Raw genomic sequence first — 13,289 nt, 5'->3', positions numbered from 1 at the left:
GTATGAAATAGATTTGTATCTAGTATTTGTTTTAAAAATATATAAATATTAATGTTGATTAGCATAAATAAACATAATATAATACTGCACTTTACGGAAAATGATTATAACACATAGATTATATGGCGAAAATATGTATTTTGTCTATATGTTGAGAAGAAAAAATGCGACACAATACTTAAATATTTATAATAAAAAGTAGGATATCTTTATTAATATAAGCGAGAAAAATTGAACCTCCTAAAGCAATAAGAAAAACGTATAGATAATGTTTTTGCAAAACTATGCAAAATGTATTATACTAAATTAAGATAATTATAGGAGGGTGGGGAAAGATATATGGAATACTATGCTCGACTGCGAATATTGCGGCGGGAACGAAAATTATCTCAACGAGAAGTTGCTAAACTTTTAAATTGCACACAGGAAGCATACGGTATGTATGAATTAGGAAAACGAAAAATTTCTGTGGAGAAGTTGATTATATTAGCACGTTTTTATAACGTGTCCCTGGATTACATTACAGGCCTGAAAGATGAATAGAAAGAACCCTGCCAGCAAATAGGGGAACTGCTGACAGGGTTCTTTTTATTAGGATAGACAAAGCTATACTGCCAACTTATAATATATGTATATGAGATACGATAAATGATATTTTGTAAGCATAAGGTTGGGGTGTCTTTATGATTATGGATTCGATTAAAGATTTATTTTCTCCAGCGCATATATTGCATGTTGCTGAGATGCGCGAGCAATTTTTTTCTACAGGAAATATGAATGGGATAACGGGTGTACGAAGCGAGATCCTTATGGGATGGAAAATGTCTTATGAATCAGGGTTTCGTGAAGCATATCAGAAAAAGCCAGTGGTACATGATTTAAAAAAATGTCAGGAACAATCGAAGGTGCTGATGAAAATAGCAGTTCCATACATGAAAAAGATATTGTCTTTTCTGGATCAGAAATCTTTTTGGCTGACATTATTAAATGCAGATGGCATTATTTTAAAACTGATAGGTTCTCCAGATATGATTGAGGAACTTCGGGCAACAGGTCTCGTGGAAGGATCGGACCGGGGAGAACATGGACCGTATTGTGGCTTATTCCATATGGTATACACTTTAAAGAAGCCGTTTATTCTTGTATCTACGGAACATGCTTCTCCCATTGATGATAATCTCGCTGGGGCTGCTTGTCCTATTATAGATATAGAAACAAAAAGTATTATTGGATATATTGCTATTTCTGGTCATTGGTGGGATAGCCATATTCATACCTTGGGATTGGCAATATTGGCAGCAGAGGCAATCAATCAGCAGTTATTTCTTGTGGCATCGAACCAAAGAATGAGAGAACTGAATAAGCTTGTTCAAAATAAAAATTTTGAGTTGGATCAAACTGTTGAAGACATTGATTTTGGAATTGTATATTTTGATAAATCGGGACGTATCATTATTGTCAATAATCGTGCCATCAAGATGCTGGGGCTGCAGCAGGATAAGAAAAAGCTGATAGGAACTAATATACGTGATTATGTACATGGCCGGTTTGATATGGATGAGGTATATAAAAAGGCAAGTACTGACCGGGAATATTCGTCTGTTATGTCTAATGTCGATAAAGATGGAACTAGAAGACAGAACCGCCATTCTCTGTATATTACCGTAAATATGACTCATGAGACCAATTACCTGATGCGTATTAAGGAAAGGCAGTGGATACAACAATCGGCTACACGGATTGTGTACACCCAGCCGCATTTTCAGTTTGAAAATATTATTGGTTCCTCTGATGCCATGCAGAAAGCTAAAAAACTGGCATGTATTGCAGCACCTCACGATACGGCTGTTATGATATTAGGGGAAAGTGGTACCGGGAAAGAAATGTTTGCGCAGGCAATCCATAACGCCAGTAAACGGGCAGATGGCCCTTTTATTGCTATAAATTGTGGCGCCATTCCTCGCACCCTTATTGAAAGTGAACTGTTTGGATATGAACGGGGAGCTTTTACAGGTGCTGATAAAAATGGACATCCAGGTAAATTTGAATTAGCAAATGGAGGAACATTATTTTTGGATGAAATTGGTGATATGCCCTATGATGTACAGGTATCGCTTTTACGGGTACTTCAATCTAAAGAAGTACTGCGTCTTGGCAGCCGGAAACCTATAAAGATTGATGTACGGATTATTTCTGCAACAAACCAGGATTTAGAAGAAAAAATACGGAATCATACATTCAGAGATGATTTGTATTACCGATTGAATGTCTTTTCTATTTTATTGCCGCCTTTACGGGAACGATATGGAGATATTGAACAGTTAGCCAACTTCTTTTTAGATATATATAGTCAGCGTTATGGCAAACGAGTACGTGGATTTTCACCAGAAGCATTGCATGTTCTAAATACATATTCATGGCCGGGAAACATCCGGCAGCTTGAAAATACTGTAGAAAGAGCGCTTCTTATTAGTCAGGGCGATTGGATTGAAGAAAGTTCATTACCGGTTCAAATGCAGCATATGCAAAGAAAAACGGCACATCCGAGCGGCAGGGATGAGTCGGAACGGACAGGTATTTGCCGGGCTTTGAAAAAATATGATTTTAACGTTACCCAAGCTGCAAAATTATTGGGTATCAGCAGACCGACTCTTTATAAAAAGATGAAACAATACCATATTGAAAAAAGTAAAGTGTATTAATGGTGATAACAATATATGTAAATTTATTTTACAACCGTAAAATGTGTAAATAGCATTTTACGGTTTACTTTTTGTAAAATAGCTCAACGGAGGCATTTTACAAATGGCACAATAATTTCATATATATCATCGAGATTACATAGAAGAATTGAGAAGACTGGCCAATCGTATTCTTCAAAATTACAAATTAAATTTATTACATATTTTTGAGGAGGAATTCATATGTCTGATTTATCAAACAAAGTAATGCTTACGATTGCTACTACTGGTGCTTATCCTGTCAAAAAACATAATCCGGCTGTACCATTGGATCCGCCGGAAATTGCTGAAGATATTCTGGCTTGTGCAGAAGCAGGCGCATCTATTTGCCATATTCATGTCCGGGATGATGAACATAAAGCTTCTATGAGTTTTGATAAGTTCAAAGAAGTAGTAGATGCTGTTCGTCCGCATTCCAATATCGTAATCAATTTGACTACATCGGGCGGTACTGGTTGGCCTGATGATGTCCGCATGAAGCCGTTCCAGGTACTTCATCCAGAAGTAGCTTCCTTCGATTGCGGTACCATGAATTGGCAACGGACGGGTATTTTTGAAAATCATCCGAAGTTTTTGGAAAAACTGGGAACAGAAATGCAGAAACATGATGTCAAACCAGAAATAGAAGTTTTTGATCCGGGTATGATTTACAATGCTTTGGATTTACAAAAACGTGGTTTTCTGAAACCGGGTCCCCTTCATTTCCAGATTGTCATGGGCGTAAAAGGTGGTATTGATGCTACTGTGGATAACCTTGTATGGATGCACAGTCTTCTGCCAAAAGATGCGACGTGGGGTGCTGTCGGTATCGGTCATGGACAGATGCCTATTATGCTTGCAACCTTGGCTATGGGTGGACATCTTCGCGTAGGTATGGAAGATAATGTCATGATGAAGAAAGGTGTTCTGGCTAAGAATAATGTGGAATTTGTCAAACGTGCTGTAGACCTGATTCATCTGGCAGGTAAAGAAGTTGCAACACCTGATGAAGCCCGTGAAATACTTGGCGTAGAAAACAAGACGAAGATTGCACTTGGAAAATAATTATGTTGGAAAGAAGATGAGATATATGAAACGAAACGTATTAATTTATGGCGCCGGTTTAATGGGACGTGGTATTGCACAGGTGTACGCCCGTAATCCGGAACATACAGTATATCTGTACGATATTAAAGATAATGGCACGATGGAAAAAATTGAAGCTTCTTTAGCGGATTTTGTTTCAAAAGGAGTGCTTACAGAAGAAGATAAAACGGCACAAATGGCACGAATCAGCTTTGTGCCGGAATTGACGAAAGATTTTTGTCAGACCATTGATATTGTCGTAGAAGCAGTCTTTGAAAATATGGAATTAAAGCAGAATGTCTTTGCCAATTTAGAAGAACTTTGCCGGGAAGATACCATTTTCTGCACTAATTCCTCTGTCATGAGTCCGACAGAAATCAGTGCTAAAGTAAAGAATAAATCCCGCTTTGTGGGAACGCATTTTTGGAATCCAGCAACTCTTATTCCACTGGTAGAAATTATCAAAGCTAAAGATTCGTCCGATGAGACCGCTCAGACTGTATACGATATCTTATCCAGTGTAGGAAAGAAGCCGATTATCTGCCGTAAAGATGTTCCTGGTTTTGTAGCCAATAGATTGCAGCATGCATTATGGCGTGAAGCGATTTACATTGTCGAACAGGGGATTGCTGATGCAGAAACAGTAGATAAAGCAATTAAATATAGTTTTGGCCTGCGTCTTCCGCAATTGCCTCCTCTGGTCAATTCCGATATGGTTGGTACAGATTTGACGTATAATATTCATTCCTATATTTTGAAATATCTGTGTGATGCGAAAGAACCGTCTCCATTACTGGTGAAAATGAAAGATGAAGGCAAGATGGGCTTTAAATCTGGCGAAGGGTTCTACAAATGGGATCAGGCTTCTATTGAAAAAGAAAATGCCGATCTGAATGCTTATTTGATTAAAATGCTTTATAACAAATAAATTAGATACTTACTGTACTTAGTCCGGCAGTAAAAGGCATAAGCAACGAGGCCATCTGTCTTGGCTTATGCCTTTTTCCTGCTTTTTTAGAAAGAGGTGAATAGCATGACCAATACGAATAGTGGCACAGATCGAAAAGCCATCATTATGGATAAATTTGTTAATTGGAGTTTGCGATGGATTCCCGATTCTATGGTATTTGTTTTATTGCTGACATTCATTGTCTTTGGATTGGCCCTTGCCTTTGGTGATCATGGCCCATGGCAGCTTGTTGATGATTATGCTAAAGGATTCTGGTCCCTTCTTACATTCTCTATGCAGATGAGTATTATGATGGTTACAGGCTTTGTTATTTCTGATGCCAAACCGATTAAAAAAGTACTTATCAAATTAATTGATATTCCTAAAACACCAACGGCTACGATTATCACTTTTGCGCTGATTACAGGTGTTATTTCCTGGCTTCACTGGGGCATGGGCCTAATGCTTACCATCGTTATGGGCAAAGAAATCGCAATCCGGAAAAAAGGTGCCGGAATCCATTATGCCTACATTGTTGCCGTTGCATACACCAGTATGAATATCATGGCTAATGGGATTTCTCAGGCAGCACCATTGCTTTCCGCTACGCCGGGAAACTTCCTGGAACACGTCATGGGGGTCATTCCGATTACCATGACATCTTTGTCACCTTTTATGATGACGTTCTTGTTCATTGAATTAATATGCCTGCCGGTTATTTATCTGCTTATTAAACCGAAGAAAGAAAATGCTGTTGAAATACCGGATGAATTGTATGAAGAATTTACACAGACCGTAGAAGAACCGCAAGAAAAGAAAGCCATGACACCAGCGGAACGGATGGAACACTCCCGTATTCTGACCTTCATCGTAGGTGCTATGATTTTAGCCTGGATCATCAATTTTTTTATTACTGAAGGTGTTGGCAAAATTAATTTGAATATTATCAACTTTCTGTTCTTCGGACTTGGATTGTTACTGCATGACAATGCTGCTGATTTTATTAATTCTGTTAAACAAGGGGCCAGCACCATTTATGGTGTCGTTATCCAATTCCCAATGTATGCCGGCATTTTTGGTGTCATCAGCTATTCCGGACTGTCTGAAGCAATTACGGAATTCTTTATTTCTATCGCTACTCCGGGTACCTATCCGTGGATTATCATGGTTTACACTGCCATTATGGACTGGTTTGTTCCTTCAGCCGGTTCCAAATTTGTTATTGAAGCTCCGTATTTGATTCCAGCAGCTCAGCAATTAGGTGTACCGGTTCCGCAGGTAATTAATGCATATGGGACAGGCGCACAGATTGCAAATCTGGTACAGCCGTTCTGGGCGCTAGCCTATTTGGCAGCTTTTAAAATCAAGTTCCAAGATATTCTGCCCTTTACATTTATGCTCTTTATATTTGCATTTGTAATAGGTTCTGCATACTTCCTTATTTTCCCAATGGGATGGTAACATTTAATTGGTATGAGGTGATATTGTGAAAAAAGAAGACGTATTAAAACAGTTATCGACACCGATTGTGGCTTGTCCTTCACCTAATGTGCCACATCGGTTTAATAATCGCGGATATTTATATATTGTCTATCGGACGGATCGTAAAGCATTAGAAAAAGTTGTTCCTGAACCGTTGGAATTACTGGATGATTCATTGGTGCGATTTGAAGTTATGTATATGAGTGATGCTACGGGATTTGGCGTATATACCGAATCGGGACAAGCGATTCCTGTATCGTATAATGGTGTTGTTGGCGATTATCTTCATATGATGTATCTGGATAATTATGAAGCCATTGATGGTGGAAAAAATATCAGTGCTTATCCAAAGAAAATTGGATATCCTAAATTGTATTTTGATAATAATACTATCGTAGGTACTTTAGATTATGGCAGAGATCATAAATTCCGTATTGCCAATGCTACCATGACATATAAGTATGAAAAATTACCGGAAGAAGAGGCTATCCGCCAATTAACGGCACCTACATATATGTTAAAATTATATCCTAACTATGACAAGACGTTGAGAATCGCGGAAATGACCGAATGTGCTATTAAAAGGGAGGATGTTGAAATTTTAGAAGCCTGGACAGGAGATGCCCGGTTGCAGCTGTTTGATCACGTCAATTGCCCGCTTGCTGATTTACCAGTGAGGGAAATTGTGTCCTGCAGTTATATTGTAGCGAATGTAACACTGGCTGTGCCTCACGTAGTATATGACTATTTAAAATAATATTTTACGATGAATATGAATAAAGCCGCCAGAAAATGAGACTGGTGGCTTTATTTTTAACTTTGTGTAAAATTTTTTTACTATTATACATGAGGGAGAATGACAGGATGGGTGAGTTTGCTGGAAAGATTGTCGTGGTTACTGGTGGCAGCAAAAGGATTGGCGAATCGATTGTACGCAGGTTTTGTGAAGCGGGAGCGCGTTGTGTGATTGTCAGTTGACATCCCGATGAATACCAGGTGCTGGCCGATGAGTTGAAGGCTGCTGGCATGACGGTCAATGTCTTAGCTTGTGATGTCAGAAAGGTGGTGCAAATAAAGAATCTGGTGGCTGATACGGTGAAACAAAGTTGCCGACGCCGTGTTGTTCCTGGCTCTATCAAAAGCCAGCTATATTACTGGTGCCGATTTATGCATCGATGGTGGATGGACTGCCAGCTGATGCTTGTAAGTATTCTTTGAGCAGGAAGGTGCAGAAATAGGGAAAGGTTAAAATTTGTTCTGCATGACCGATGTTTCCGCGAATCAATTTTATGCCAAACCGGATATCGGGATATGTTCTGCTGTTGAGCAGGGTATGCAGTGATTTTGATTTGTTATTGGTTGATTTTACTTCTACGGGTACAAGACTGTTTTTTGTGCGGACGAAGAAATCTTCTTCCAATGTGGCGTTCTCTTTTTTGTAATAATACAGATCGTAGCCGGATTTTACCAAAGCTTCGGCTACGATATTTTCATATAGAGCGCCTTTATACACTCCCAGATTTTTATTTACCCTTAAATCATCCTGGGCTTCTTCATCCAGCATGGCCACGAGCAGGCCGGTATCCTTCATATAAATTTTGTATTTTGTACTTTCATAATTACCTTTTAGTGGGAGTTCTGGAAAAGACAAACAGTAGCATATATTTATAATACCCGCGTCATGCAGCCATTCTATGCATCCTCTATAGTCCTTAAAACGGGCGTTGGGAGCTACTTTGGAGATTTGAAATTTTTTATTGTCCTTGGCCAATTGGACGGGTATATGTTCGAAAACATTTAAAATTCTGGTCTGATCAACACCACTGGCATATTTGCGGACATCTTCCCTATAATCGGCTAATAATTGCCTTTGTGTATTCAAAGAGCCTTCAAATGTCTGATTTGCAATGTAATCCCGTACGACGGCTGGCATACCGCCCAGAATGCAGAAATCCATAAAAAGAGAAAAGAAGGTAGATAAGATTCCTGGACTGAATGGGGTTTGCGTGACCATGTGATTGAGCAGTGTGGTGCGGATAGAATGATCATAACCGCGGGCCCAGAGAAACTCTTCAAAATCCAGAGAGTGCATTTCATAATCTGTTTTGTATCCAACGCTGTTACTTTCAATTTTTTTGTATTGTATTCCCAGCATGGAGCCACTGCAGATTACGTCGAATCTGTTATCTATCTTAAAAAATTTTAAGGAAGTTGCAATGTCTGGAAATTCCTGTAATTCATCAAAAATGATGACCGTATTGCCGGGAATAAATCGTTTGGATGGGTCCAAAAGGGAAATCATTTTGATGATTTCTTTTGCGCTATAGCCATTTTCCGTTATGGTTTTATATTTTGGTTCTTCTACGAAATTGATATAAATAACGCTGGCGTATTGTTGGCGGGCAAATCGAAGGATGGATTCTGTTTTTCCTACTTGTCGGGCTCCCTTGACAATAAGAGGGCTTTTGTTTTTGGTTTCCTTCCAATGTATTAAAAAGGTGTCAATTTTACGTTCTAAATATAACATAAACCGGCCTCCTTCCTGTATTCCTACTGTATATTATACCGATATTCTGCAATGGCTGCAACAAAACATGAGCGAATATCAGACGATTTCACACATTTTATGAGCGAATATTTGGTAAGGAGTACACATTTCATGAGCGAATATTAAGGGTAGTACACACATTTCATGAGGGAATGAGAAAACCACGCAGCAAAATAGATTGGCATAAAATCTGCTTTTGCTGCGTGGTTTTATTTTGGGTGTCCATCTGGAAATTCACCGTGCATAGACCTGTCATAAATCAATACAAGATATCCAGCTGATAGGGCGGCTTTTTTTCCAATTCTTCATGGAGACAGGCCAGAAAGGCCTGGGTACTCGGCATGGTCCGGGCTGCCTGGGTAGCGACACAGTAGGTGACACGCTTGGGTATTTTGAATTCAGTCCGGCATATTTTGATGGAAGCGTTGTCGGCAATTCCTTCGGCAACGCTCAGGGGGACTATGGCCCAGCAATTGGGCTGGGATGTGAAAATCCGGAAGTTGCTCATGATTTCTAAATGGACGAGCGGCCGGGTATCCTGGCCGAACATATTCTGGTGCCATTCATACTGGGTATTGCTCCATTTTGTGAAAATTTCCCTGTCTATGAGGAGCTCTTCCCTGTTTACCAGTTCGGGGTACGGCGAATCGGTCGAGCAGATCAGCACCATGGGTTCACTAAAGACGGGAAAGATATGCAGCGTTTCCGATGGCTGGATGTCGCTGTGAAACATGAGGTCTACCAGGCCGCTGTTCATTTTTTTGTTGGCAAGGGCCGGTACATTATCGGCCTCCTGTATTTCCAGCCGGTACTGGGGATACTGACGGAGAAATTGCCCGTAAACGGGAGGGAACAGGAACGCCCCGATACTGTTGACGACGGAAATACGCAACTGTTCTGGCCCTTTGCTATGAGATACGGCCAGCATCTGCCGGGTCAGTTCCCGGTACTGACAGGCATATTCGTAAAATTTCGCTCCTTCCGGAGTCAGTTCCAATGAACGGGTCCCGTTGCGTCGGGCGACGAGCTGGCAGCCTACTTCCTGTTCCAGTTTTTTCAGACGTGTACTCAGCGAGGACTGGCTGATGTATAAAGATTCAGCGGCCTTGGAAATGCTTTTATGCCAGCAAATAGTTAGAAACGTTTCGATTTCCAGATTCGTCATGATGACAGTCCCCCCTATGATACGGAAAATGTACGCCACTATTATAATCGTCTGCAAGTATACTGACAAATCATCTGAACTAAAAATGTTTAAACTATTCTATAAATTTTATGGAACAATGGATAGAAAAAATGAAAAATTATATATAAAAGATACAATTCGAAAAATAATACGTGATTCAAAATAGGATTTTCCTTAATATATCCTATTTTTATTAAAAAAGATAGAGATAGTTTGTTATTTTATGCCTAATATTTTTAAGATACAGCTGAATATCTAGTTTTAATAATATTTTTTTCGGAATTTTGAATTTTACAACAGGCTGTACAGTCTGTACAATATAGACAGATGTTCATTCGGAAAACAAATATAGATTCGGTATGATGGATAGGGATGTAAAGAGCAGGATGGTTTCTGACTTCCCCATCATAATGCTCTCATTGATATTATCCTTATATTATTTCAGAGGGAAGTTATATATTTTGTGGGGGTGTAATGCGTATGGAATTTTTTGGTTTGATTGCAAAAGGTATGATGGCTTATGCCGACTTTGTCTGGGGCTGGCCGCTGCTCATCGGCACGTCCTTTGTAGCTGTCTTCTTATCCATCCGTCTCGGCTTTTTCCAGTTTGCCTTTTTTGGCCATGTCATGAAGAATACCTTTGGCAAAATCTTTGACAAAGGGTCTGGTGACGGCAATATCAAGCCGTTTAAGGCGGCCTGTACGGCTCTGGCTTCGACACTGGGTGTCGGCAATATCGCCGGCGTTTCCGTCGCTATTGCAACGGGCGGTCCTGGTGCCGTCTTCTGGATGTGGTTCATCGCCATGCTGGGCCTCATCGTCAAGTTCTCGGAAGTTACGTTGGGACTGGCTTATCGTGAAAAAGACCCTGTAAGCGGGGTCTGGCATGGTGGTTTTCCCTGGTATGTCAAGAATGCCCTCGGGAAAAATTGGCGTTGGCTGTCCGTCCTCTGGGCAGTTGTCATGGCTGCGGGCATGATGTTTGCCCCGTCTATCCAGGCGGCGGAAATCTCTAATGCTGTCAATACGGCTTTTGCCATTAATCCCTATGTCGTCGGCATTACTGTTGCAATTCTCATGGCAGCAGTACTCCTGGGTGGTCTCAAGAGTATAGCTAACTTTGCCAATCTCGTCGTTCCCTTTATGGCTGTCATCTACATCATCGGTGCTATCTTCGTTATCATCGTCAATGCCAGCATGATTCCTTCGGCCTTTGCCATGATTTTTGAAGACGCTTTCACTGGTACGGCTGCAACCGGCGGCTTTGCTGGCAGCACGGTCATGCTGGCCGTCCGCTGGGGCCTGGCCCGTGGTATTTATTCTAACGAAGCCGGTACAGGTACAGCGCCTCTGGCTCATTCGTCGGCATCGGTCAACCATCCGGTCAAACAGGGTCTGTGGGGAATTTTTGAAGTGTTCTTCGATACCATCGTCGTCTGCACTATGACGGCTATGGTCGTCATGACATCGGGCCTGTGGAATACGGGTATTTCCGGTGCTGCCCTTACGACAGCCGGTTTTTCCTCTGCCTTTGGCAGTGTAGCCGTCGGGGCTGTATTTATTTCGGTTATTATTACCTTCTTTGCTTTTACGACCTGTGTTGTCAACGTATATTATGGCGGCATCTGCCTCAATTCACTGGGGCTGGAAGGCGTCTGGATTAAGATTTACTATGCCATCGGTTGTGCCTGGGCCGTCGTCGGAGCTATCGGCGCAGCAAAGACCCTGTGGTCTACCTTTGACTTCTTCTATGGTACGTGTGTCATCTGCAACCTCATTGTCGTATTCCTCCTGAGTGGCAAAGTCAAGATTCTGGTGGATGATTACAAACAGCGCCTCCAAGATGGAAAATGGGATGCATCGGCTGCTGACTGCGTGGCACGCCTGGGTATCTGGCGCGATGAAGTCACTCTGGCTGCAGAAAAAGAAGCAGAACATAAATAACATTCATAACTTAACATTTTTAACGAGCACAGCTGTTTTCGCGGTGCTCGTTATATTTGACCAAAAATCAGGAAAATATAGAGCGAATTTAATGCATATCATTAAAATTTAAAATATATATTTATGTGTCAGGGGGAATTTGTATGAAACCATTAGCCAAACGTATTTCCAGTGTGGAAGGCTCTGCAATCCGCCGCATGGTTGGTAAGTCCTACGGACTCGACAATGTCATCAGTTTTGCTTTTGGAGAACCAGATTTTATCACACCGGAACACATCATTGAGGCGGGAGTCCGGGCTTTACAGGACGGCCGGACCTTTTATACACCCAATGCGGGGATTCCTGAACTGCGCGATGCCATTGCGGCATCGTACGGGCCACGGGGGATGGCGTACAGCCGGGATAATGTCATTGTTACGGTTGGCGGCTGTGAAGCATTGCTTTTGTCGGTTCTGACGCTTCTGGATCCGGGAGATGAAGTCATCATATCCAATCCCTACTGGGCAAATTACAACGGATTTGTATCGGAAATGTATGCCAAGCCTGTGTTGGTCGATGTATATGAAAAAAATGATTTCATGTTTGATCCCGATGATATCAAAAAGGCGATTACACCGAAGACAAAGGCTATCCTCATGAACTTCCCTTCCAACCCGACAGGTGGACTGGCGACAAGGGAAAACTTGGAAGCTATTGCACAGCTGGCGATACAGTATGACCTGTATGTCATTACCGATGAAATGTACCGCCGCCTTATCTATACGGACGAAGAATTCGTATCCATAGCAGAAATCCCGGGCATGAAAGAACGGACCATCATCGTCGATGGCTTCTCCAAAGCCTATGCCATGACGGGGTGGCGCATCGGGTTTGCCGTAGCTAATGAAGAAATCATCAAAGGCATGATAAAGATGCAGGAAAATGCCGTATCCAGCGTCTTCGAACCGGTGCAGCGGGCCGCTCTGGCAGCGCTCACGGGAAGTCAGCAGCCTGTAGCGGATATGCTGGAACAGTACCGGGCACGGCGGCAGTTGATGCTCGAAGGGCTGAATACGATGATGCACGGCAAGATTACCTGCCGGGAACCAAAAGGCGCTTTCTATATGTTCCCCAATATTACCGGTACCGGCCTTTCATCAGAAGAATTCAGCAACCGGCTGCTTGATGAAAAACACGTTGTCACCGTTCCGGGAACGGGATTTGGCAGCAATGGCGAAGGATTCATCCGCCTGTCTTACGCAACGAGTGAAGCCAATATCCGGGAAGGACTAAAACGAATCCGGGAATTTATTGAATCGCTGTAAGAGGGGACACGCAGTATACGGATAGACATAAAGGAGCATTCTCTGAAGAACGAGCTGTCAGAGAATGCTC

At 41.6% G+C, this 13,289-nt stretch carries 11 protein-coding genes; 9 read left to right on the top strand and 2 right to left on the bottom strand.

Translation table 11 applies throughout. The features are described 5' to 3' along the window. The first annotated feature begins 339 nt into the window (after positions 1 to 339). From ACGTIC_RS13570 to ACGTIC_RS13540, 7 genes are all read left to right on the top strand, one after another. Positions 340 to 543, top strand: a complete 204-nt coding sequence (locus tag ACGTIC_RS13570) for a helix-turn-helix domain-containing protein (protein ID WP_059075608.1) — start codon at positions 340 to 342, stop codon at positions 541 to 543. Positions 544 to 689: 146 nt separating this feature from the next. Beyond that, the gene (locus tag ACGTIC_RS13565; RefSeq protein ID WP_162816289.1) at positions 690 to 2,702 is read left to right on the top strand and encodes a sigma-54-dependent Fis family transcriptional regulator; all 2,013 of its coding nucleotides are present in this window, start codon (positions 690 to 692) and stop codon (positions 2,700 to 2,702) included. Positions 2,703 to 2,924: 222 nt separating this feature from the next. Next, positions 2,925 to 3,785, top strand: a complete 861-nt coding sequence (locus tag ACGTIC_RS13560) for a 3-keto-5-aminohexanoate cleavage protein (protein ID WP_113856333.1) — start codon at positions 2,925 to 2,927, stop codon at positions 3,783 to 3,785. After that, complete coding sequence (locus ACGTIC_RS13555) at positions 3,775 to 4,734, top strand: 3-hydroxyacyl-CoA dehydrogenase family protein (protein WP_394522366.1); 960 nt, start codon at positions 3,775 to 3,777, stop codon at positions 4,732 to 4,734. The genes ACGTIC_RS13560 and ACGTIC_RS13555 overlap by 11 nt, the downstream gene beginning before the upstream one ends. 105 nt (positions 4,735 to 4,839) lie before the next feature. Further along, positions 4,840 to 6,216, top strand: a complete 1,377-nt coding sequence (locus tag ACGTIC_RS13550) for a short-chain fatty acid transporter (protein ID WP_113856331.1) — start codon at positions 4,840 to 4,842, stop codon at positions 6,214 to 6,216. 25 nt (positions 6,217 to 6,241) lie between these two features. Continuing rightward, entirely contained in the window at positions 6,242 to 6,994 is a 753-nt protein-coding gene (locus tag ACGTIC_RS13545) for an acetoacetate decarboxylase (RefSeq protein ID WP_113856330.1), read from the top strand. A gap of 360 nt (positions 6,995 to 7,354) precedes the next feature. Continuing rightward, positions 7,355 to 7,435 carry a hypothetical protein gene (locus ACGTIC_RS13540; protein WP_113856329.1) on the top strand — a complete coding sequence of 27 codons (81 nt, stop codon included), beginning with the start codon at positions 7,355 to 7,357 and terminating at the stop codon, positions 7,433 to 7,435. Here ACGTIC_RS13540 and ACGTIC_RS13535 read toward each other — a convergent pair. Together ACGTIC_RS13535 and ACGTIC_RS13530 are read right to left on the bottom strand one after the other, a co-directional pair. Continuing rightward, the gene (locus tag ACGTIC_RS13535) at positions 7,403 to 8,764 is read right to left on the bottom strand and encodes an ATP-binding protein (RefSeq protein WP_059075620.1); all 1,362 of its coding nucleotides are present in this window, start codon (positions 8,762 to 8,764) and stop codon (positions 7,403 to 7,405) included. The genes ACGTIC_RS13540 and ACGTIC_RS13535 overlap by 33 nt on opposite strands. 280 nt (positions 8,765 to 9,044) lie before the next feature. Continuing rightward, complete coding sequence (locus tag ACGTIC_RS13530) at positions 9,045 to 9,950, bottom strand: LysR family transcriptional regulator (RefSeq protein ID WP_113856328.1); 906 nt, start codon at positions 9,948 to 9,950, stop codon at positions 9,045 to 9,047. A 501-nt stretch (positions 9,951 to 10,451) separates the two neighbouring features. Here ACGTIC_RS13530 and ACGTIC_RS13525 point away from each other — a divergent pair. Beyond that, positions 10,452 to 11,915: a sodium:alanine symporter family protein gene (locus ACGTIC_RS13525; protein ID WP_257536558.1), complete on the top strand. Its 1,464-nt coding sequence runs from the start codon at positions 10,452 to 10,454 to the stop codon at positions 11,913 to 11,915. A 143-nt stretch (positions 11,916 to 12,058) separates the two neighbouring features. After that, positions 12,059 to 13,219 carry a pyridoxal phosphate-dependent aminotransferase gene (locus tag ACGTIC_RS13520; protein ID WP_257536557.1) on the top strand — a complete coding sequence of 387 codons (1,161 nt, stop codon included), beginning with the start codon at positions 12,059 to 12,061 and terminating at the stop codon, positions 13,217 to 13,219. The last annotated feature ends 70 nt before the right edge of the window (positions 13,220 to 13,289 follow it).

Source organism: Megasphaera hexanoica (assembly GCF_043520715.1).
GTDB classification, from domain to species: Bacteria; Bacillota; Negativicutes; order Veillonellales; family Megasphaeraceae; genus Megasphaera; species Megasphaera hexanoica.
This window is presented reverse-complemented; position numbering and strand designations above follow the sequence as displayed.

Coding starts and splice junctions, on each gene's coding strand:
- ACGTIC_RS13525 (WP_257536558.1), top strand. CDS start 10,452: ATGGAATTTTTTGGTTTGATTGCAAAAGGTATGATGGCTTATGCCGAC.
- ACGTIC_RS13560 (WP_113856333.1), top strand. CDS start 2,925: ATGTCTGATTTATCAAACAAAGTAATGCTTACGATTGCTACTACTGGT.
- ACGTIC_RS13565 (WP_162816289.1), top strand. CDS start 690: ATGGATTCGATTAAAGATTTATTTTCTCCAGCGCATATATTGCATGTT.
- ACGTIC_RS13530 (WP_113856328.1), bottom strand. CDS start 9,950: ATGACGAATCTGGAAATCGAAACGTTTCTAACTATTTGCTGGCATAAA.
- ACGTIC_RS13550 (WP_113856331.1), top strand. CDS start 4,840: ATGACCAATACGAATAGTGGCACAGATCGAAAAGCCATCATTATGGAT.
- ACGTIC_RS13520 (WP_257536557.1), top strand. CDS start 12,059: ATGAAACCATTAGCCAAACGTATTTCCAGTGTGGAAGGCTCTGCAATC.
- ACGTIC_RS13535 (WP_059075620.1), bottom strand. CDS start 8,764: ATGTTATATTTAGAACGTAAAATTGACACCTTTTTAATACATTGGAAG.
- ACGTIC_RS13570 (WP_059075608.1), top strand. CDS start 340: ATGGAATACTATGCTCGACTGCGAATATTGCGGCGGGAACGAAAATTA.